Below are 21,302 nucleotides of genomic sequence, written 5' to 3'. Positions count from 1 at the left end.
TTATAAATGACACACCAATAGTAGCCTATTTATCACTTTTTTGGTATGGGCGCTTTTTATTACCTTTCAAGAGTTTTTCCTAACCAATTTATAAACATTTCAAAAAGATAGTCCGGTTCTTTAATCATGCATATAATCCATAAGTTTATTTTTCTGTTTTATAGTGCTGCTTATAAAAATGGGACCAATAAAGCCTTTCATCCATTAATTGTAGTAATAGGCTTAGTTTGTTTGGAGTTCATGTCGCTATTTTTACTATTTCAATTTGTTTTAAAAAAAATGACATTTTAGGCGATCCCATAACTAGAAGACATATAATAATAGGTTGCCTATTTTTATTGACTCTATTAAATTACCGGGTATTTGTAACTAAAAAAACATTCAAAAATATTTATGAAAAGTACAAGCGTACAAATATCAACACCTCATCGAATTGTAATCTCGCTGTAATCACCTCCTTTTTCATAATTACGCTCATTTTATTAGCCGTTTCTTACTTTCGAACTTATGGCTGGTAATTGCAACAAAAGCGGATTGCTTATTAACCTGATACGAACAAGCAGATCTTTGGATGAATATTGCAACCACAAGCTCAACAATGATGATTCCAAAAACTTACAACTTTCTTACCTACGTGATCTATCAAAGAAAACGAAGATAAAACAAATTACCTACCTTTAGAAGAAGAAGATAGAACCATTAGAATAAACAAGGGCTTATAAAATCGATTGAATGACACCTATTGAAATTGTTTATAAAACTATGTATAATCATTTTGTAAAGAAAGATGGATACAATGAAAGTTCTCATGTAATTGCCGGGTTAGCTACATTCTTATGCAACTTTTTCTTCTTACTAAATTGCTATTTTATTATAAACCTAATTATGAATCATTCAATTTGGTTTTCTGTAGGGAAAATTAATGGGCTAATAATTACTGGTTTACTAATGATTTTGAATCATTATTTATTATTTAATGTACTCAAATTCAGCAAGAACGGTGATAGTGCGAATAAGCTGTTTAACATAGATAGAAGAACATTTTTATATGGCTGGCGTATTTTTGTATTGAATTTGATTTTGGGAATTATGTTTCCTGCTTTAGGTCATCTGTTCTTTAAATAGTGGCCTGAAGCCTGCTACTCTTTCACATACGGGACCGTAAGAGGTTTGCAGCTATTGGAGTTGGGGATAACTTAGTTATTTGCAATCCTAATTGTTAACTATCGTTTATGCGTAAAAGGAGATTATCTAGATCGAATAAAAGAGCAATTTGAAGGTAGTAATTAGGACACCACAGAGAATAGAAAAAAGTAATGATCTTTATTATAATTTACTTTGTATTTTTTATATTCACAATTGTGCTATCGAGCTATTTAAAGTTTGGCATTTAGCCAGCTGCATGAAGAACTGAAATTATTGGAGCAAATTAATTTAAGAATTAAAGGAGCAGATGCAGAGGGATGATAGGACTAATAGTGGTCCAACATGGTAAAACATAAGGAAAATCTTTTCACAATTCTTAACATTGTTGTTTTTATTTTTATTTCAGGGTATATATTGCTAGCCATAAAAAACCCCTTGAATAGAGACATTCGTAGTAAAAGGGGTTCAGGAAAGATGATGAATGATAAAGAAATAAAATCAGAGGTAATATTAGAAAATAAACAAGGGCTTGCTAAATCGATTGAATGACACCTGTTGAAATTGTTTATAAAACCATGTTTAATCATTTTGTAAAGAAAGAGGGGTATAGTCAAAGTTCTCATGTAATTGCTGGGGCAGCCACATCTTTGTGCAATTTGCTTTTTTTAGCAAATTGCTACTTTTTGGTTAAGATCATTTTTAGTAATCCTATACCAATTTCATTTACTAAAGTTGAAGGTTTAATTACATCAGGCGTACTAATCATAATAAATCATTACCTAGTGTTCGTTGTTTTTAGGTTTAGCAAAAATGGCGATGGGCCAAACCAATTATTTAATATTACTAGGAAGGATTTTAGTTTAGGGTGGTGGATCTTTGGAGTAAATTTACTTTTAGCTTTAGCAATTCCGTTATTGGAATCATTTATATCAGAATCTTAAAAAGTAGCGTGGTATTAAAAATCATTGAAGGAGTCTACAAGATAATATTTAACGCACTCGGAAAAAAACAAGTCGTAAATAGTGGAACGCACGCTATTGCCGGTTTTTTAACAGGTATACTTGCTCTTTGCTTTTTTTTAAGTATCTTCTTATTATTCAGTTATATTACTGACAAAAGGTTTTACATTCAAAAAGAAAAAGGATTTCTATTACTATTGATCGTAATTTACCTTGCTGGAACACATTTCCTTATGTTCAGTGTGTTCAAATTTAATAAGTTGGGAAGTGATGAAAATTCTCTTTTCCTTCTTGATACAGAAATTTTAAGACCATCATACATACTTTTGTACTCAACATTAATAGGGTCACTTGCCCTCATCCTTTTTGATATCTTCTTTATGTCCAAGAATTAGATTTCTTTAATTATAAATATTGTATGGCTCACTATAAATACTTAACATTAATTTAAATGATCAAAGACATGTATAAAGTAGTTTTCAACTATTATACAAAAAAAGAAGGTTATAATACTTTTAGCGAACTTATTGCGGCAATGAATGTAGGTTTAGTTTTACTTTTTTATCTAGTAGCAGCTTCGTGCACCATACTTCTAATATTTAGCCCACAAAGCTTTACAACACACGAACTCCCATAAAGGCTACGGCCTTATATTTGCAATAACGCATTTTGGTTTTATCTATTTATTTTTATTCCATATACTTAAAATCCCTAGAAATGGGGGAGAAACAAACAATTATCTTTTCGATATAGACAAAAAAGTCACATCGCGGGTTTGGATATCTATAATTATTGGATTAATTCTGTTTTTTATATCCCTTTTCATTATAGTAGTATACTTAAACTCCCCAAAGGGTGGCTGGAATATAAATGGTTGGACTTTATAACAACACCAGGAAAGGCTTATGTGCGAAAAGCTCTTCATCCCTGTTTTGCGGACGAACTAATGCTGGTGTTGAATTTCTTGAAAGCACCATCGCAAAAGTTTGACCTCCTTGTTTAAAGTTACCTTGTATCGTTTGATCGCTTGCTAGTTTACCTTCATATTCCAAACCTATTTTTGGCGCTATTATCTTTAAAACGCTATTCTCAAAGGTGGTTGCTTGCGTAGGAATCCCTTTTGCTTGCTGATCAGGACTATCCATCGTGGTAACTAGTCCGGCATCAGTTTTTTGCACATGGAAAACAACTCTCAATTGCATCCCTTGCACGTTTAATACTCCATTCCACTGCCCTGTAATATCTTGGGCGTAAACTGAAGTAGTGATAAGGAAGGAAAATATCAGCGCTAAGATTTTCATAGATTTAATTTTAACGAATATAACCGTAATCTCCAAACTATCTGGTTGATAAACAAAAAACCCCTTAAATTATTTTAAGGGATTTTAATACATATCAGGATAACAAGTTAAACTTACTTATTAACGTACATTACTTCTTTAACTGCTTTTACAACTCTTTCTGCATTAGGTAAGCTTGCCGCAATTAAAGTTGGCGCATATGGAAGTGGAACATCTGCACAAGTAATACGTAAAATTGGTGCATCTAAATGATCGAATGCATTTTTCTGAACGTTAAACGTAATTTCAGAAGAGATCGAAGCCAATGGCCAAGCTTCTTCAACGATTACTAAACGGTTTGTTTTTCTAACTGATTCTATAATGGTTGCATAATCAATCGGACGAACAGTTAACAAATCTACTACCTCTGCATTGATGCCGTCTTTAGCTAATTCTTCTACTGCTGGATTAACAACACGGGTTAACATTTTACCGAAAGTTACAATCGTTACGTCAGTTCCTTGTTTAACAACTTGCGCTTTACCAATTTCTAAAGTATATTCACCTTCTGGTACTTCGCCTTTATCACCATACATTACTTCAGATTCCATAAAAATAACTGGATCTGGATCATTGATAGCAGCTTTTAACAAGCCTTTTGCATTATACGGTGTTGATGGAACAACTACTTTTAATCCTGGGCAATTAGCAAACCAGTTCTCAAAGTTCTGAGAGTGCTGAGCGCCTAATTGACCGGCATTACCTGTTGGCCCACGGAAAACAATTGGAACAGAAAACTGACCACCGCTCATCGATAAAATCTTTGCTGCTGCATTGATAATTTGGTCGATTGCCACTAATGAGAAATTGAAAGTCATGAACTCTACAATCGGGATTAATCCATTCATTGCAGCACCGATGCCGATACCTGCAAAACCAAGCTCTGCAATTGGCGTGTCAATGATGCGCTTGTCGCCAAACTCATCTAACATACCCTGACTAACTTTATATGCACCGTTATATTGCGCAACTTCTTCGCCCATTAAAAAAATGTTCTCGTTTTTACGCATCTCTTCGCTCAATGCTTCACGAAGTGCTTCTCTAAATTGGATCTCTCTCATTGTTTAATTCAAAAATTACCGTCCGCAAATATAACTATTGTATCGTAATATTAAAGTAGTGTTTATTGATATTGTTACGTTGTTTTTTTAGCGGCATAAATGAGCTCGCAAGCTCGGTTTAATTACACTTTGGATAAGCGCCAGAAGTAAAATTGGCAGTATTTAATTTGTTGAAATATCTTCACCAAAATGGATAATATTGCCATTGTTATCTAAAATAGAAAATTGACGCATTTCCCACTCCATATCCTTCAACTGGCCATTGGGATGAATAACCCCAAGCGCCTCATATACAGCATATAATTGATCTACCTCCGATACATTAATATAGCATCCTGTACTCTTAGGAATGGCAGGGTCGTCGGTGGGCCAGAAATGGAGCATAATACCGTCCTTGCTAAAAATTAAATACCCATCCCAGTCTGAGTGGAATGTAAAACCTAGTTTTTCGGTATAAAATTTAATCGTTTGCTCACTGTTAAGCGAAGCGAGAATGGGTGTGGCAAATTTTAACATAATTTTATTGTGATGAATGAGGTTAATGATTGGGAGTAAGTAGGCCGAAAACCTCGCTATCCAAAAACTCTCCATTAAAGTAGTGATCTTCTTTAAAATAAGCCTCTTTTACAAAGCCATGTTTTAATAAAATTTCTTTAGAAGCATTATTCACCGGACTAACATTTGCTTGTATGCTATGTAATTTCATTTCTTTAAAGCCAAAATCTATGGTTGCTTTTAATGCTTCCGAAACGATGCCTTGTCTCCAATATGCTGGATGAAGCATATACCCAATTTCTGCTCTATGATTTTCAAAATTAGTTCGCCAGTAGCCAATTGAACCAATCATTATATCTGGATTTTCTTTCAAAGCTATAACCCAGGCTAAATGTTGGCCTTGTTTAAATCCTTCATTAAAAGCAGTTATAAATGTTTCGATATCACCAATTGTTTTTGGTCGTTCTCTATGGATATAACGCATCACATCTTCATTGATGCGCATCTTAAATAAAGCCGGCGCATCAGTTAATGCATGCTCCCGAAGCATTAATCTTTCTGTAGTAAGAACTGGAAATTCTGTAAAGTTTAAGGTTAACATACGCTAAAGATATAAGATTGCTTCGTACCTCGCAATGACGAAACGAAATACACTTACGAAGTTCTCCCGCGCTCATCTCCTTGCTAACTTCGTAAGTGTTAGTCGCGCTAGCTTCGTTTGCTATTTCCCAAAAAGGGTCTTGTAGATCGAGTACTTATAATTATCAGGCACTGCACTCACCACAAAGTAAGGTGCTTCAAATAATTCGGTTAATTTTTTACGCAGTTCATTTAAAAATTCAGGCTTGATCTCCTCTAGATAGTCGCCCGCTAAATTCTGGCGGCCCGACTTAAACCAAATTCCATCTTGGCTCATTGTTTTAACGATATACAAATTTGGCTCTACACACGTTTTCCCGGCAAACTGTTCGTAAGTATAGGTATATAGCAAGGTTTGAATTAATGCTTTGTTAATATGCTTACCGTCCGAATTAAAAAGTTCGGGAATATCTTTAAAAGTTAGCTTATCACTCCCGGTCTTATAGTCGATTATCTTGGTTATACCATCTTTTACATCAACTCTATCTATATAGCCAAAAATCTTTACGCTTGCCTCCTTTCCATGAAGGGGAAAAGAGATCTCAGCTTCTACCTTTTGCTCCAAACTAATGATATTAAATGGCGTCTGCTTTAGATCCTGATCTAAGATGATGCTAACATACTCGTTTACAATCGCCAAGATAACCTTTTGCATCCCTTTGTATTCAATTATTTTATCGGGATGATTAAACATTACGGCATTAAAGGCCTTTTGAATTAAGGCAGGAACTTGTATACGTCTTTCTTTGATCCGCTCTGCTGTAATTTCTCCACTTCTCAACTCTTGATAGAAATACTCCATCACCTTGTGTAAAATCGAACCAATTTCATTCGCCTCCACAACAGCACTCACTTCCTTGGGCTCTTTGATTAAAGCAATGTAATTGAAGAAAAAATCTATCGGATTGGAGATATATTGAGTTAATGCAGAGGGCGATAAGACCTTTGTTTTATCAAGATATTTCTGCAACGTCTTTTGAATAAATTCGTTACCCTCTTTTTTAATTTTTATTTCCTTAACCGGTTGTGTTTTAACGGACAGATTAAGTTCGTTATAATTAAATTTAAAGTTGCTTTCGAACTCCAGTTGCTTCAAAATTCTGCTTACCTCGCCAGAAGTAGATTCGTCGGTCAAGCTATTATAGACAAAATTGATATTTACAGACCGCTGTAATAGACGATATACCATGTAAGAAGAAATCGCATCCAAATTCTCTAAAACCGGCAGACCATATACCCGCCTGATGCTATCCGGAATAAAGCTGTTCCCAATAGATGATTTCGGAATAATCCCCTCATTAAACCCTAAGATGATTACCTTATCAAAATTTAGATTCCTCGTTTCAAGCAAGCCCATTACTTGAACGCCATTTAACGGGTCGCCCGCCAGTGGAACAGTAATTGACTGTAAAGATTTTTGAACCAGATAAATAATGAAGGGAATTTCTTCGTTACCTATATGTTTGCCGAAGGTATCATGCAGGCGGTTAAGTTCGTGTATGGTTTTTACAAACAACTCTGCATCTATTTTTTTAAGTGCTTTAGCGTTCGACAACCGCGTTAAAACATAGTCTAACACATTCAGAAGATTGACAATAACACTTTCTGGCTTATCGACTTTTTGATAAAAAACCTGGAACAAGCCGCTTTGCCTTAGCAAGCGTTCATGGTCAATTTCGACGACATTTTCAACCAACAGGGCTGTTTGGATTTTATCCCTCATTTTTTGGCTCAAACCTGCCAATGGATGGGTAATAAATGCTTCTACATTTTTATAAGAAAGCCGGTTGCTTTGTAAAATCTCAAGCTGACTTGTTGCCCATAAATCGATCAGACCGAATATGCTTGAGGTGGCCAATGCAAAACCCATGGTCACGTTTAAGTCGACCGCTTTACCATTACGATGTGTAGGGATGGTTTGCAAAGTTGGAATCAACAAGCTTTCATCCGCCAACACAATTACGGTCGACCCAACCGCTGCTGCATCATCTTCCTCTGCTAAAATGTTATTCAGAATTTTGGCTTGGGCCGATTGGCCTTGTACCTTAAAAACATTTACCGTATGCGCTTCCTTAGTCATCAAACTTGACAGTTCTGGGAATACGTTCTTCAATCCCAGTTGGTGTATATTTTTTCTCAAAAATAAGCCCGCCTCTTGTAAGGGATCGTCTAGGTAGTACCGGTCTACATCAAAATAGAATAGCGCACTGCCAGAATCCTGCAGTTGCGTAAAGATCTTCGCTTCGGCACTACTGAGTGCGTTGAAGCCTACAAAAACTATCTTACCCTTGTCAAAACTCTTTAAAAAAGCTTGCTGGTTAATATCTCCTTCCGCCAACAGGCGATAAGCATAACCGTTGGTGATATATTCTTGCGCTTTTAATTCTTCATTAAATAATTTATAAAGCTTCGGCATTCGCCTCCACATCTTAATGAATAATTCCTGTTGTTTTTTGTGCTTACCCTCAGAATAGGAAGTCCAAAACTGAGATAAAAACTCGTACTGCTCCTGACTTAGATAATCAAAATCTTTATTGATAACCGAAATATCTTCCAAGTCTCTATATAATTTTTCCGCATCAACTAAATCACTATCTATTTGATTAAAATCACTTAAGATAATTTTAGCTAGGGGAAAGAATTTATGGCTGGAAATGGTTTCTAGTTTCTCTTCAAATAATAGTTTGTTATAGATTTTATGTAAAACGAAGAACTGTAGGTAAAAATCGGCAATTTTATAATTTGTAGCGGCCGCAAAAAACTCTTGAATAGTGAAGAATGACGGACTAAAAAAGGGTTTCTTAATTTCATCTGCCAAATATTTCTGCAAATAAGCAGCAGGCCGCTTATTGTTAAAAATAATCGCGCAATGTTGTAAATCCTTGCCAAATCTGGCGATCAAATCTTCTGCAACTTCTTGTAAAAATGGTTTCATTATTTTACTATGAGATTTGAATTTAAAACAAAATTTAGCGGCATATCCGAAAGAGATTGCGTCGTACCTCGCAATGACGGAATCCTTGGCGTCCCGCTTAAAGTTCTCGTCAGCCTCATTGCAAGGGGTTGCAAAGCATGAAGCAAAGCAATCTTCAGCATAAGCCTCATTGCAAGGGGTTGCAAAGTATGAAGCAAAGCAACCTTCAGCATAAGCGTCATTGCGAGGCACGAAGCAATCTCATCCCTAAAATTTATCAAGCTTAATTTCATACCGTGCTCCATTTTAAACCAATTTTAATTTTCCACTAATGGCATAAAAAAGGTAGCCTTTCACTTGTGCATATCCCATTGCCAACAACAAGTTTTTATAGGTATCGATCTGCTCCATATGTTTATTACTTTCTTCCAAAGTGAATTTATAATCTAAAATAATTACCTCCTCACCGTTTATCAAAACTCGATCGGGACGGTGTAATTTACCTTTGGCATCAATGATGTTTTTCTCCGTGATACTTTCTGTTGCCTTGGTTAAAATCGACCGCAGATCGGGATTGTTCAGCACCTCCATCACCTTGTTAGCTAGGTCAAGCCGTTCATCCTCACTAATTATTCCCTGTAAAACCAGCCCCTCAATGTATGCAAACACTTCTTTCTCGTTACCAGCATTTGCTAAGATATCATGCAACAAGGAACCTTTTCTTCCTGATTTTTCAATATTTACCAAATGTTTTAAATGCTTTTCTTCGGGAGAAATATATAATTCAGCTAGCCGTGAGGTAGTTGGATAACTAGTTAGCTTAATAAAAGTTTCATCATGATCTTTAGGAGCTAAAATAACATTTTCAACAATTTCATACTTGTTGCTTTCATCAAAATCATTTTCAAAAGTGAGGTTAATAACATCTCCCATATTTGATAATTTCGGTTCTTTTTTAGCCATTGTAGCGATGTACAAATAGTCTTTCGATCTGGTGGTAGCCACATAAAGCATATTTAAAGCATCCATGTTGTTATAGAGTAACTCTTCGTAATATGCTTTTGAAATTGCCGAATCCGCCAGGTCTTCAGTATACTTTAAGGGAATACCGCCTAACTCTCTATAAACCGTATCGTGAGACGAGACCCAGAAAGTAGCGTTGGGTTTCCCTTTAATTTCCCAATTACAAAAGGGTACAAAGACAGCTCTAAATGCCAGGCCTTTTGATTTGTGAATGGTGATAACCTGAATGGCGTCCACACCTTCAGGGGATGGTAAAGACTTTTTTATGCCGTCTTCTTCCCACCACGTTAAGAACGCGATAATCCCTTTTTCCCCTAACCTGCTTGCATTTGCGGTTAAATCCCTAAATGCTAATAAGTACGATAAATGTTCTTCGAGATTATTCAGTCCATAGCTTTCAATTAGAATCTCCATTAACTCTGCCAAAGGCAATTGTAACCAACTTTGCCAATGCTCGCATAAATCGGCCGGAAACACCTCTTTTAAGGCAGATAATGAAACCCCGTTTAAATTGAGGTAATGACTTGCATCGGGCTCTTTTCCCTGTATGGAATGATAAAGCGCAATACAATTTGCTTTATAGAGTGCCGTTTGGGTATCAATACCCACCAACACCTTCAAGGTGTTAATGATCAATTGCACCGCAGCATTATTGGAAATTAAGAGTGCATCGCCAGAAAGTACAGGCAAATGTTGCTCCATTAACCCTTGAACAGTTAACATGGCCTCACTGTTAGATCGAACTAATACGGCTATATCTTTTAACGAATAATTCAGCTCGTTTTTTAAATAATTAATCTCCTTAATTACATCAGCCAAAGCTAAATCCCTGAAAACTGTTTCTGTAAACCTTGCTTCGTTAGGTACATCTTCCTTACCAAATTTCCTAATTTTTATCGTGCCGCCCTTTTGGGTATTAGGGGCAAAGTTCTGCGTAGATGATTCGTAAATAGCGGTGATAATTTGATCGTAATTTTCTCCTTGCCACCAAGCTGATATACTTTCTGATTTACTTAAAACATTGGCATTTAACTCATTTTGTAACGCTAATGGAATAGAACGATAAAGAAAATTATTAAAAGTGATGATATTTTCAGCACTTCGGTAATTCTCAGCCAAGCTTTCTTCCAACACATTTTGTACACCCACATCAATTTTGGCATGCTTATGCAAAATATTCCAATCTCCATTTCGCCAGCGGTAAATCGACTGCTTGGTGTCTCCAACAATTAAATGGTCTATTACATTGGGGTTTGGCGTTGCAATCGCATTTGTTAAGAGCGACTTAAAACTGCCCCACTGACTGGTAGACGTATCTTGAAACTCGTCGAATAAGAAATTCCGATACCTGTTCCCCACTTTTTCCCAAATAAAAGAGGGATTATCTCCTGCATCCTCCGTTATACCGCTGATTAACTTCTGTGCATCACTGATTAACAGATTATCATTTTCTGCTCTATATTGTTTCAATAAACCCGCCACTTCTTGCATTAGTCTTAAGTAATACAGGTTTTTGTTAAAAGCAACGGCTAAGGCGTAATTCGGCAAGTGTGCTAAATAATGTGCCCTCATCTTATGAAGAATAGGATTGAGGGTCTCATATACTTCAGGAAGGTCTACATTTTTCTGGAACCATTCTTCCGGCTCATCTATATACTTAAAGATGGCTTCCAGTTTCGAAAAATCACCTCTTGCTACTAGAATTATTTTGCGCAATCCATTCCTAGACTTTCCTTTCAAATGATCATTTTCGACCCCTAAAACATCAAGAACGTTATTCGCATCGGTAGCTAAAGCTATTATTTCCTCTTCAAAATTCTTAATCTCGGCTCTCGTAACCTGAATATATTTAGTAAAGAGCTCATCTATATTTTCCTCTCCTAAAGCCGCTACAGCCGCCTCAAACACCTGAAAACGCTCCGAAAAAATCTCTCCAATTAAATTATAAAGCTCCGTTTTATAATTCCAGCTTTTATTATCGGCAATCCGTTCAATAGCCAGATCAATAATCCACGCCAGCAACTGTTTATTATGATCTAGCGCCTCATCTAATTTGTTCACTAAATCATCCTTTACTTTATCATAATTCATTTCTAAATTATAATCGGCATTAAGGCCCAGTTCAAAAGCAAAGCCTCGTATTACCTTCTGCACAAAGCCATCGATGGTACTAACCGAAAACCTACTATAATCATGCAAAATCTTTCTGTAAATTAGTGCGGCCTTCAGCTTTAGGCTTTCCGCATCTAGCGCTGGATGGGAAGCCAGTACAAGAACGCGGTAATCGTTAATTTTCTTTGATTCATCCCCTTGGGCGAAGCCTAAAAGCACCTCCAAAATCCTCGTTTTCATTTCTTCGGTAGCCTTATTGGTAAAAGTTACCGCTAAAATTTCGCGATACTTATTTTCACCACTAAACAGCAAGGTAAGATAATGCGCAGTTAAGCTAAATGTTTTACCAGAACCAGCAGAGGCTTGAAGGATTTTAAGAGGCTTAGGCATACTAAACTAGGTGTTTACTGAATATTATAATTATCTACGTTCCGAAAAATTACTAAGAGGAGAGAAAGTAGAACTGGGTTGCATTATTGGTTTAACAACGTTTCTATCTCTTTTCTCAACTTCGGCAAATAGTTAATAATAATGCTCCAGATTTGAACATCGTCAATTTCGTCATAGCCGTGTGTTAATCTGTTACGTGTATTTACAATTTTCCGAGCATCAGAAATTGTTATTTCCGGAACAGCTTTTAATAAATGATTTACCGCTTCCCCAACTGTGATTAAATTTCTTTCAACAGCGTCTTTTAATAAAGCGTTATACTGGTAGTCTTCAAATTTCTTAGGCTCACTCAAATAGCTGTCAATTGCATCAAGTGCAATTAATACATCTGCTAATAGTTTATTAATTTGGTTATCCATAAATAACAACCTTTGTTTCGGATAACTCTTTAATAAAAAATGGATTTTTTAGTGACCTTTCTGTTAATAAATCTATTTTTCTATTTAGAAGTTCTTCCAATTCATCGGCTAAATCCCATAGGTGCTCACCAGCATCTACCGGATCTAAACCTTCGTTTAAATTCACCAAGAAATCTACATCGCTCTTTTCATTAAAGTTCCCGGTAACAGCCGATCCAAATACATAAGCATTTTTCACTTTATGTTTTTTAAAAAGACTGATCATTTGAGGTAAGTATTTTTGTAAGCTTCGATGTATCATATCCACAAATTTATTACTGTAAATATCAGCAAAGCTAATGATGAAAGCAAATCTCAAAAACAAAGATTAGCCTTTCTTGGCCTTCTTCTTTGCCAATGTTTTATGACTGATCCTTAAAGGCCTTTCGGCCATTTCAATGGGCAAACCTAGCAAGTCGCGGATCACAACCGATGCACAGGCACCACCAAAAGCCGCAGGCAAATAGGATGCAGTTCCGTAGGCAGAGCGTTTAAAATTACTGCCGTCTGTCATAATCATGGAGTTTTTATCCATTTGTTCGGTCGAAAAAACCGCTTTAATTTTATCAGCACCCACCAACTTGTTTAATCTTTTACGCACATAGCTGGCAAATACGCATTGATAAGTATCAGGAAGCAAGGCAATTCTTAACCTAGTGGGATCCAGTTTTCCTCCGGCGCCCATTGAACTTACAATGGGGATATGTTTTTCTAACGCCTTAGAAAGTAGCGTAATCTTAGGCATTACACTATCAATACAATCCATCACGTAATCGAATTTTTCTTCCAATATTTCCCTACATTTTTCGGGCGTAAGAAAGGTATCTATTACATGGAGCGTTAATTCTGGGTTAATCGCCATTAGCCGCTCCTGCATAATTTTAGCTTTGCCCACACCGTGATTAGTTGCCAGGGCTGGTAATTGCCTGTTTCTATTGGTCGGGTCAACCACATCCCCGTCCACGATTGTCATTTCGCCAACACCCGACCTGCAGATAAACTCTGCGGCGAACGACCCAACACCCCCCAAACCAATCACCAAAACATGCTTGCCTTGTAATTTTTGGATTCCTTCATCTCCAAGTAATAACGCAGAACGCGACAACCAGCTCACATCAGCCATATGTTTCCATTAATTTTTTCCAATCGCCAAAAATACGTGCTTTCAAGACTTCCACACTACAATTTTTTAAATTAGCGACGTGGGCATAGATTTCTTCAATGGGAAGCTCACTATCGTCGGTTTCTAAGAAGAAATTGTCTGTTTCCTGAACTAGCCTAGCTGCGCCCGAATTGTCTTTTAACACCCCAGCGCCAAATGAAAGCAAAAAACCCTTAGCTAATAACTGTTCACCTAATATCAGATTTTTGTTAAACCCGTGGATGATCATTGGTACTTTAACCCGCATTTCTTCCTTTAATGCAATCAATTCAGCAAAGGCTTTTACACAATGCAAGATTAAAGGTTTATTTAATTCTTCAGCAAGCTGTATCTGTGCCTTTAAAATAGTTATTTGGTCTTCCATGTGCTCACCTCTTAGCGCATCCAACCCGCATTCGCCAATCATCTTAATGTTCTCTTGCCTTGCAACAACATTCAAATACTTTAAGTACCCCTCCAGCTGCACCAATTTTGCATACCAAGGATGCAAGCCTACAGAAATGGGCTTGGTTTTAGGTATCGTGAGAAATACATTGTCTGTTAGCGACAAACTCTGCACACTCAATACACTTTCTTTCTGCTCTGCACAGTGCGTATGTATATTCAGATATCCCATGGCATAAAAGTATCAAGAATAGCAGATTAGTTCTTATTCTTCATTTTAAGTATGTTGTGAAAATACAAATTGAAATCAAATATGCAATGCGGATCAAATAAAAAGAGGTTGTTCATTTCTTTCAATGATACAACCTCTTCCTAAACAAAAAATTATGCTGAAATGATTAGTCTGACTTACTCCAGTCTAATTTTTCTTTATTAGGCTCTTTTTCTCTTTTCATAAAATTAGCCTTAATACCTTCATATTTTTTCTTTTCCGCTTCAGTGGCTGCTGTAGCAATAAGGTCATTGGCCCAACGAATCGGATACTTCAACGCTGTATTTTCATCGCAGTACATGGAATACTGGGTAAGCATCATATCCTTAAAACTAGTGCCTGCTTTCCCTTTCAATATATTAAACGAGTAAATATTATCTATTTCCTGCCCTAGTTTATGCCAATCCTTATACTTGTACTGCGCCGGCACCAGGTAACATAACCACTCGCTTGCTTTAGGATGATCTGTTTTGCGCAGCGCATTTAAGATAATGGTATATTTAGGATCTTCAATAGGCGGTTTGTGTCCGTACAGATAAAAAATAGATTTCTCGGAAAACAACTTATTGATCTTCGCATCTACCTTGTCCTTACCAAACAATTTATAAAACTCTTCTTTGTTCTCAAACATGTACATCACTTCCCGACTAGCCAAATCTTGATTGTATTTATAAAATACTGACCATATCCCAGGATCTTTAATACGTTCAACTGGGCCTTGCAAATATTCAAGCGTTACCTTATTCATGGTCTCAGTTTCTGCTGCCGCGTAAAGTGCTTCTAGGTATTGCATAATAAACTCTGGCTTTCTATTTCCAGCAGTGTAGGTATTAGTAAGTGACACGAAATTGTTTTTAATGTCAAGTCCTTGCTTAAAGCGGGCCATAATCTGATTGCCTTCCATTTTTCCAGCCATGCGATGCATAAGTACTCCATTTTGGTCTAAGATTAAAAGTACAGGCTCGCCTTTTACTTGATATAACTTGCTTAATCTTTCCTTTTCTTTTCCCACATTATAATCAACACTTACAAAGCGCTCATTGATAAAATCGGCTACACTATCTAAAGTAAGCACTTCCTTTTTGATATACAGACAAGGCTTGCACGTAATGGATCCAAAATCAAGAAATATATATTTATTCTTTTCTTTTGCCATCGTTAGTACCTCATCAAATGGCAGATTTTCTTTTAAATCTACCTTACGGTTTTGCGCCATTGCAACGGCGCCAAGACTGCATGCTATAAACAATAGCAGTGCTCGTTTTCTTAATAATCCAGTTAACATATTCTTAGTTTTAATTAATATTTTCTTTAAATCTTATTCCGTCTAAACAGAAGTAATTGGGGGTGTTCATTACACCAGCAGTTTTGTCGGTAGATTCTAAATTGAATACCACTTTATCTACTTTCCCAAGGGCAGTCAGAGAAACGGGCATCCAATCATTCACCGTAAAAGTTCTTAACGAGGCATCCGATCTTCTATCTGCTAACAGAAATTCAACCGTACCAGTAGCTGTAGTACCTAAGTAACCTTTAATAATGATTTTCAGGTTATCTTTTCTCGTTGTATTCATTACAGTGGTTCCAGGCGCAAAGGTATTTCCAACGGTTGCATTCCCGATGCCATACGTAATCGTTTGGTATACCTGAGTAGTATTGGCCACCAGTATTTTATCAATTTCTATCGGTCTTGATAAGGTCATGAATGCATTATCTTCTTTTGGTCTCACCACGAGAAAGTTTCCACCTGCATGTGGCTGTAGAGTCCATACGCTAAATCGTGTAGAATCTACGGAAGTAGCTAACTTCACAAAGTTTCTATGGTTTCTGCTCGAGATGGCAAAGCCACTCCAATCATTTACTTCATTTTCAACATTAAATGTTGCAATAGAAGTTGTAAAGTCCACTGTAGGGATAACATGACTAAACCTGCCTACCTGAAGGTCTTCAAATAACAAATCTGTCGGTAAAAATATAGTGTCATCTAAATCGATGTCTTTTTTACAAGATACACCTATAATGAATACCATAAGAATGGCGATATATATTCGTTTCATGATTAATAACTTAAGTTTTCGTAACCTGGATTTTGGGAAATAAGTCTGTTAAATTTCATTTCTGAGGTTGGTATTGGCCAAACAAACCTGTTTGGGTCTAAAACGACTGCTGAGCCTCTAAAATCTTGCAACAGATAGGTACCCGCAGCATTTTTTAAGCGTAGTGATGACATCCAGTCGGCCTCATTTTCTAAATTTAGTTCCTGAAGAATTTCATTGAACAACGTTTTCTCAAAATCAACCTTCGTGCTAACCGATAAAGCTGTTAAACCAGAGCGGGCACGCACCAAATTAATAGGCTCCATTGCCTGCGCAAAGCTAGCACCTGTTTTCTGCAACAATTCTGCCTTCATTAGATAAAGCTCGGTAAGTCTTAAGTAATAGGCGGTGTATTTATCATTATCGCCTCCAACCTGTCTGCCCAATCTGGCCAGCTTTTTAGGTGCCCATTTCAAGGTGTTGTTATTTTGTATCGGTGATTTTACGTTACCCCATCCTTCGGCGTGGCGAGGATCCGAAGCAAACACAGCGTTACCTGGCACATTATTTAACCCCATAGTTGCATAATTGTAGCCATAGGTAAAATTGTAACCAGCTATCACGTCATCCGTTTTCTCGCGATAGCGACAAAACAAGAGCTCTTTAGAGTCCCAGCTGTTCGCGTACAATTGAGTAAGCGAAGGCTCAAGCGCTACGCCTTTTGCCATACTTTCGGTAATGGCTTCATTAACCAGCACTAATGCACTAGCATAATCGTTAGCCCATCCGCGGTTTAACAGCAACTTAGCTTTTAAAGCCTTCGCCAATTGTTTCGAAACACGCTTGTTACTATAAAAATCAGCAGCGTTGGCAATGGTAAAATCCAAGTCGGCAATCAACTTGTCATAACTTTCTTTAACCGTTAAGCGAGGCTGATAAACGTTTCCTAACACGGATAGTTCACTACGGTAGATAATGCCAAACTGCGATTCGGGTTGGTCAAACCATCTTCCAAAAAACCACATGTTATATAAATGTGCAAAGGCCCTTATCCCATGCGCTTCGCCAATAAATTGTTTCTTGGCCTGTGGATTAGAAAATTTACTATCTGCTAATGGCGTAATGCCCGCAATCGCTGCATTAGCGCTATTAGCAGCAACGTAGAATGCTTTCCATAACGCTTCATTATCGCCAGTAGACTGCATGTTGAAACTATAGGCCGAACTATTATAAGTTGCAACTCCCAGCATAGAGCTAAAGCCTCCGGTAAAGCGAGCCGTCCAATCGTTCGTATTTATTCTTGCATAAGCGCCATTAAGCAGGGCTTTGGCCGAAGCTTCATCCGTTACCGCAACTTCTGGTGTTAATAAATATTGCGGATCTTGTGTAATGAATTTTTCACAGCTACTTAAACACATAGCGAGTGTTCCTATTAATAGGTATATTTTCTTTTTCATTGCTTTATTTTTTAACGTAATGAATATCTAATACTAAAGTTAAATGTTCTGATTGATGGATAGGTTCCATAATCAGTACCTGTTCCTGTTGCGCCACCAGCAAGCCTAAAATTACCCTCTGGGTCTATACCATTATAGTTGGTAAGCGTAAGTAGGTTAGAGGCAGATACAGAAAGGTCTAAACCCCCATTAATTTTACTTTGGATCCATTTATCTGGAAACCTATAGTTTACTCTTACCATAGATAATCTCAAATAATCAGCTTTTGATAACCAAAAATCAGAGAATGTATTTGAAGAGCCTTGTCCATAAGACATTCTAGGCCATTGCGACGTTCTGTTTGTGGTGCTCCAGCTGTCTAAAACATATTCTGGATAGTTTTTCAGAAAAAGGCCTACACCATACCAGTTTTGCGTATTTCCCCACCAGTATCTCAAACTTCCCGTACTATAGGTAAAATTCATGTTTAAGCTTACACCACCCTTTCTAAAGTTGGCTGCAAAACCTCCAAAATACTTTGGCTGAAATGTTCCTAAGGGAACTCGGTCTTTGTCGGTTACTACACCATCCCCATCTACATCATCATACTTCAAATCCCCCGGTCTTACACTATTCAAACCGTTTTGATACCAAATTTTAGCACCTGTAGTCGGGTTTTGGGTTGATAGTAGGTTATACTCTTCCATAGACTGGTAATAGCGCCCACTCCATTTGTACCCGAACCATTCTCCTAAGGGATGTCCCTCTTGCATCCGGATGGCTAATGCATTTCCACCATATAGATCGATAAATTTATCGACCCCATTTATTTTATTTACTTTTGAAACATTATGCGCAAGGTTAAAATTAACCGACACATTCGTATTACCTTTTCTGTAAACGTTATAATCTATAAAAAACTCTACCCCTCTATTTTGTATCGTGGCAACGTTCTCTTTAACACTTATAAAGGCACTGCTAGAAGGGATGTTCTTATTGTAGATAATATCTTGGGTTTTTTTGTCATATACGCCAATCGAGCCGGTAATTTTGCTTTTAAAGAAGCCGTAATCTAAAGCTGCTTCTTTAGTTAACGTCTGTTCCCATACCAAGCCATTATTTCCTAATTGAAAAGGGGTAAAACCTGGCAACTCTTCAAATTGTGCGGCAGTATATAGCGTTCTCCAATCATTATTGCCCAATACTTGAGAACCAGAAATACCATAAGACCCTCTTAGTTTTAAAAGACTAAATACATCTTGATTGAGGTTTTTCATAAAGCCTTCGTTGGTTACAATCCATGCCAATGCGCCAGAAGGGAATATGCCCCAACGTGTATCAGGACCAAATCTAGACGAACCATCTGCCCTAAAGGTAAATGTAGCCAAGTATCTATCTTTAAACTTATAATTGGCCCGGGTAAACGCAGATACCAAGGCCGTCGAGGTTTTAGTCGACGTTGGCTTTAGCGGTGTGGTACCACTCGTTAAATTCGTCATAATATCCTGGTCTGGGAAATTTTGAATCCCAGCCGTAAATGCGCTGTAAGCCCCTCGCTCCATTGAGAACCCGCCTAATACTTCCACATCATGTGTTTTATTAAACAGCTTGTTATACCTAACCGTATTTTCAAATACCCAATTATTCGTTTCGTTTTGAGAGATATTTGCCTGGCCATTATGGGTAATATTAGCCGAGCCTGCTCTTACAAATCTATCCGTAATGGTTTGGTTGTAATTAATCGAGATAGCTGATTTGAACACTAATGATTTAATCGGCGTAAACTGCAGAAAAGCAGAGCCGTTAACCCCTTTTCGCACACTCAGATCTCTATTTTTAAGCGTGGTTAGAGGATTTTCTTCGTTAACCCCAGGATCAAAAATTTTGCCGTCTGCTCCATACATTGGAAAATCTGGTCTAAAATCCCAAATCTTAGCCACCATATTATCCTTGTTATCAAGTTTTGAATTAGAACCATTTAGCGTAAACCCCATCAAAAAATTGTTCGCTACTTTAGAATCGAAGTTGAACCTTCCCGTAAAGCCTCTTCTTCTACTGCCGTTTACAATTCCATCTTGTTGTGGAATACCTATAGCTACATAATAATTAGAGGCTTCGGAAGAACCTCTCAACGAGATGTCTAATTTTCGTTCTACCGCACTTCCTGTTAGTTCATCCCACCAGTTAGTTTGTCCGTTAAAAAAAGCTGTCGACAAAAATGGGGCAGACATGTAGTCTACCTCCGTACCCGGAACAACTTTACTTGCATCTAATACCGTTGCAATAGCTCCAGAAGTAGTAGCAATTCCCCCAGTTGCGAAATAGTTTCTAGTCGCATCCGTAATTACGGCTTTATACTCATCGCTGGTAAGTGTTCTAAAACTATCCCTTTGCGTTTGTACACCTTGATTATACGACACATCTATTTGGGGTTTCCCATATTTCCTGCCAGATTTGGTGGTTACAATGATTACGCCGTTCGCCGCTCTCGAACCGTAGATCGCAGTTGCCGAAGCATCCTTTAATATATCAATAGATTCAATATCATTCACATTGTAATCGTACAGCATTTGCCCTATTTCCGAATTCTGGGTGCCTTGGGTTCCAACAGATGTATATTGCGGTACTCCGTCAATGATCCATAAAGGCTGACTATTACCAATTAATGAAGTGGTTCCTCGTATCATTACCGATACCGGTGAACCTGGAGCACCATTGGCTACCATTACATTTACACCGGCAGCTTTACCCTGTAACATCGAAGCAATATCTGCATGCGGTGGAGCGCCTTCTAATTCTGCTGCTGTTACCCTGCTTACTGATCCTGTTAAATCTATCACTTTACGCAAGCCATAGCCCACATTAATCTCTACTTCTTGCAGATCAGAGCTGGCTATTTTTAGTATGATGTCGCCCAGATTAGCAGCAGCATTTACTTCAACAGGTTCATAGCCGATATAACTGATGATAATTTTCCCTTCAATCTTTACATTCGCCAACCTAAAGTTCCCATTATTGTCTGTCGTTCCCTTCTGCTTGCTATTTACATGCAGAACGGTAGCGCCAGGTAATGGCTTTTTTTCCTCATCCAAAACTCTACCATGAATAGAGCTTTGTTGATATTTCAAACTGGCTTTAATTACAACAATGTTCTTATTAATCTGATACTCTAACGAAAAGGGTAATACAGTTTTGTTTAAAACATCATTTATTGTACTATTGGCTACAGAAATATCAAATCGCTTAGAATTATCAAGCAATCCTTCTTCGTAAAAGAAATCGTAGTTATATTTTGCATGTAGTTCCTTAAACAGTTCATTTAAGTTTATTCCTTTTTTTTGCATCGTAATAACTTGGCTATGGGCATACGCTGTATTAAAAGTTACTGTTAATACTGCAACCATAAAAAATATAGGTAGGCTACGAATAGTCTTATGGATTAGTTTAATCATTTAAATAGTTTTAATTGGTTTGTT

General features: G+C 37.2%; 16 protein-coding genes. 2 read left to right on the top strand and 14 right to left on the bottom strand.

Features of this window, described 5'->3' with window-relative positions; genetic code table 11:
- The first annotated feature begins 885 nt into the window (after positions 1–885).
- Together BM207_RS18990 and BM207_RS00340 are read left to right on the top strand one after the other, a co-directional pair.
- Positions 886–1,125, top strand: a complete 240-nt coding sequence (locus BM207_RS18990) for a hypothetical protein (protein WP_143095894.1) — start codon at positions 886–888, stop codon at positions 1,123–1,125.
- A 566-nt stretch (positions 1,126–1,691) separates the two neighbouring features.
- Positions 1,692–2,087 carry a hypothetical protein gene (locus tag BM207_RS00340; protein WP_090991569.1) on the top strand — a complete coding sequence of 132 codons (396 nt, stop codon included), beginning with the start codon at positions 1,692–1,694 and terminating at the stop codon, positions 2,085–2,087.
- A gap of 899 nt (positions 2,088–2,986) precedes the next feature.
- On the opposite strand, the gene BM207_RS00325 is transcribed toward BM207_RS00340, so the two are convergent.
- From BM207_RS00325 to BM207_RS00255, 14 genes are all read right to left on the bottom strand, one after another.
- The gene (locus BM207_RS00325) at positions 2,987–3,406 is read right to left on the bottom strand and encodes a hypothetical protein (protein WP_143095893.1); all 420 of its coding nucleotides are present in this window, start codon (positions 3,404–3,406) and stop codon (positions 2,987–2,989) included.
- 113 nt (positions 3,407–3,519) lie between these two features.
- A complete protein-coding gene (locus BM207_RS00320) occupies positions 3,520–4,506 on the bottom strand; it encodes a pyruvate dehydrogenase complex E1 component subunit beta (RefSeq protein ID WP_090991565.1) in 987 nt (328 codons plus the stop codon).
- Positions 4,507–4,668: 162 nt separating this feature from the next.
- Complete coding sequence (locus BM207_RS00315) at positions 4,669–5,022, bottom strand: bleomycin resistance protein (protein ID WP_090991564.1); 354 nt, start codon at positions 5,020–5,022, stop codon at positions 4,669–4,671.
- 22 nt (positions 5,023–5,044) lie between these two features.
- Positions 5,045–5,602 (bottom strand): GNAT family N-acetyltransferase, encoded by a 558-nt coding sequence (locus tag BM207_RS00310; protein ID WP_090991563.1) that lies wholly within the window; start codon positions 5,600–5,602, stop codon positions 5,045–5,047.
- A gap of 120 nt (positions 5,603–5,722) precedes the next feature.
- A complete protein-coding gene (locus tag BM207_RS00305) occupies positions 5,723–8,575 on the bottom strand; it encodes a PD-(D/E)XK nuclease family protein (protein WP_090991562.1) in 2,853 nt (950 codons plus the stop codon).
- 285 nt (positions 8,576–8,860) lie between these two features.
- Positions 8,861–12,079: a UvrD-helicase domain-containing protein gene (locus BM207_RS00295; protein ID WP_090991560.1), complete on the bottom strand. Its 3,219-nt coding sequence runs from the start codon at positions 12,077–12,079 to the stop codon at positions 8,861–8,863.
- Positions 12,080–12,162: 83 nt separating this feature from the next.
- Positions 12,163–12,498: a HepT-like ribonuclease domain-containing protein gene (locus BM207_RS00290; protein ID WP_090991559.1), complete on the bottom strand. Its 336-nt coding sequence runs from the start codon at positions 12,496–12,498 to the stop codon at positions 12,163–12,165.
- Positions 12,491–12,799 (bottom strand): nucleotidyltransferase family protein, encoded by a 309-nt coding sequence (locus tag BM207_RS00285; RefSeq protein ID WP_090992042.1) that lies wholly within the window; start codon positions 12,797–12,799, stop codon positions 12,491–12,493. Before BM207_RS00285 ends, BM207_RS00290 begins: the two co-directional genes overlap by 8 nt.
- 66 nt (positions 12,800–12,865) lie before the next feature.
- Positions 12,866–13,660, bottom strand: a complete 795-nt coding sequence (locus tag BM207_RS00280; RefSeq protein WP_090991558.1) for a tRNA threonylcarbamoyladenosine dehydratase — start codon at positions 13,658–13,660, stop codon at positions 12,866–12,868.
- The gene (locus BM207_RS00275) at positions 13,653–14,315 is read right to left on the bottom strand and encodes a TatD family hydrolase (RefSeq protein ID WP_090991557.1); all 663 of its coding nucleotides are present in this window, start codon (positions 14,313–14,315) and stop codon (positions 13,653–13,655) included. Before BM207_RS00275 ends, BM207_RS00280 begins: the two co-directional genes overlap by 8 nt.
- 166 nt (positions 14,316–14,481) lie before the next feature.
- On the bottom strand, positions 14,482–15,639 hold the full coding sequence (locus BM207_RS00270) for a thioredoxin family protein (RefSeq protein ID WP_090991556.1): 1,158 nt from the start codon (positions 15,637–15,639) through the stop codon (positions 14,482–14,484).
- 10 nt (positions 15,640–15,649) lie between these two features.
- Positions 15,650–16,411: a DUF4465 domain-containing protein gene (locus BM207_RS00265; protein WP_090991555.1), complete on the bottom strand. Its 762-nt coding sequence runs from the start codon at positions 16,409–16,411 to the stop codon at positions 15,650–15,652.
- Positions 16,412–16,413: 2 nt separating this feature from the next.
- Positions 16,414–17,847, bottom strand: coding sequence for a RagB/SusD family nutrient uptake outer membrane protein (locus BM207_RS00260; protein ID WP_090991554.1), 1,434 nt, complete (start codon positions 17,845–17,847; stop codon positions 16,414–16,416).
- 11 nt (positions 17,848–17,858) lie between these two features.
- Positions 17,859–21,278: a SusC/RagA family TonB-linked outer membrane protein gene (locus tag BM207_RS00255; RefSeq protein ID WP_090991553.1), complete on the bottom strand. Its 3,420-nt coding sequence runs from the start codon at positions 21,276–21,278 to the stop codon at positions 17,859–17,861.
- Positions 21,279–21,302 lie beyond the last annotated feature (24 nt).

This window comes from Pedobacter insulae (assembly GCF_900113525.1).
Lineage (GTDB): Bacteria > Bacteroidota > Bacteroidia > Sphingobacteriales > Sphingobacteriaceae > Pedobacter > Pedobacter insulae.
Note: the sequence above shows the minus strand (reverse complement) of the source record. Positions and strands in the feature narration are given on the sequence as shown.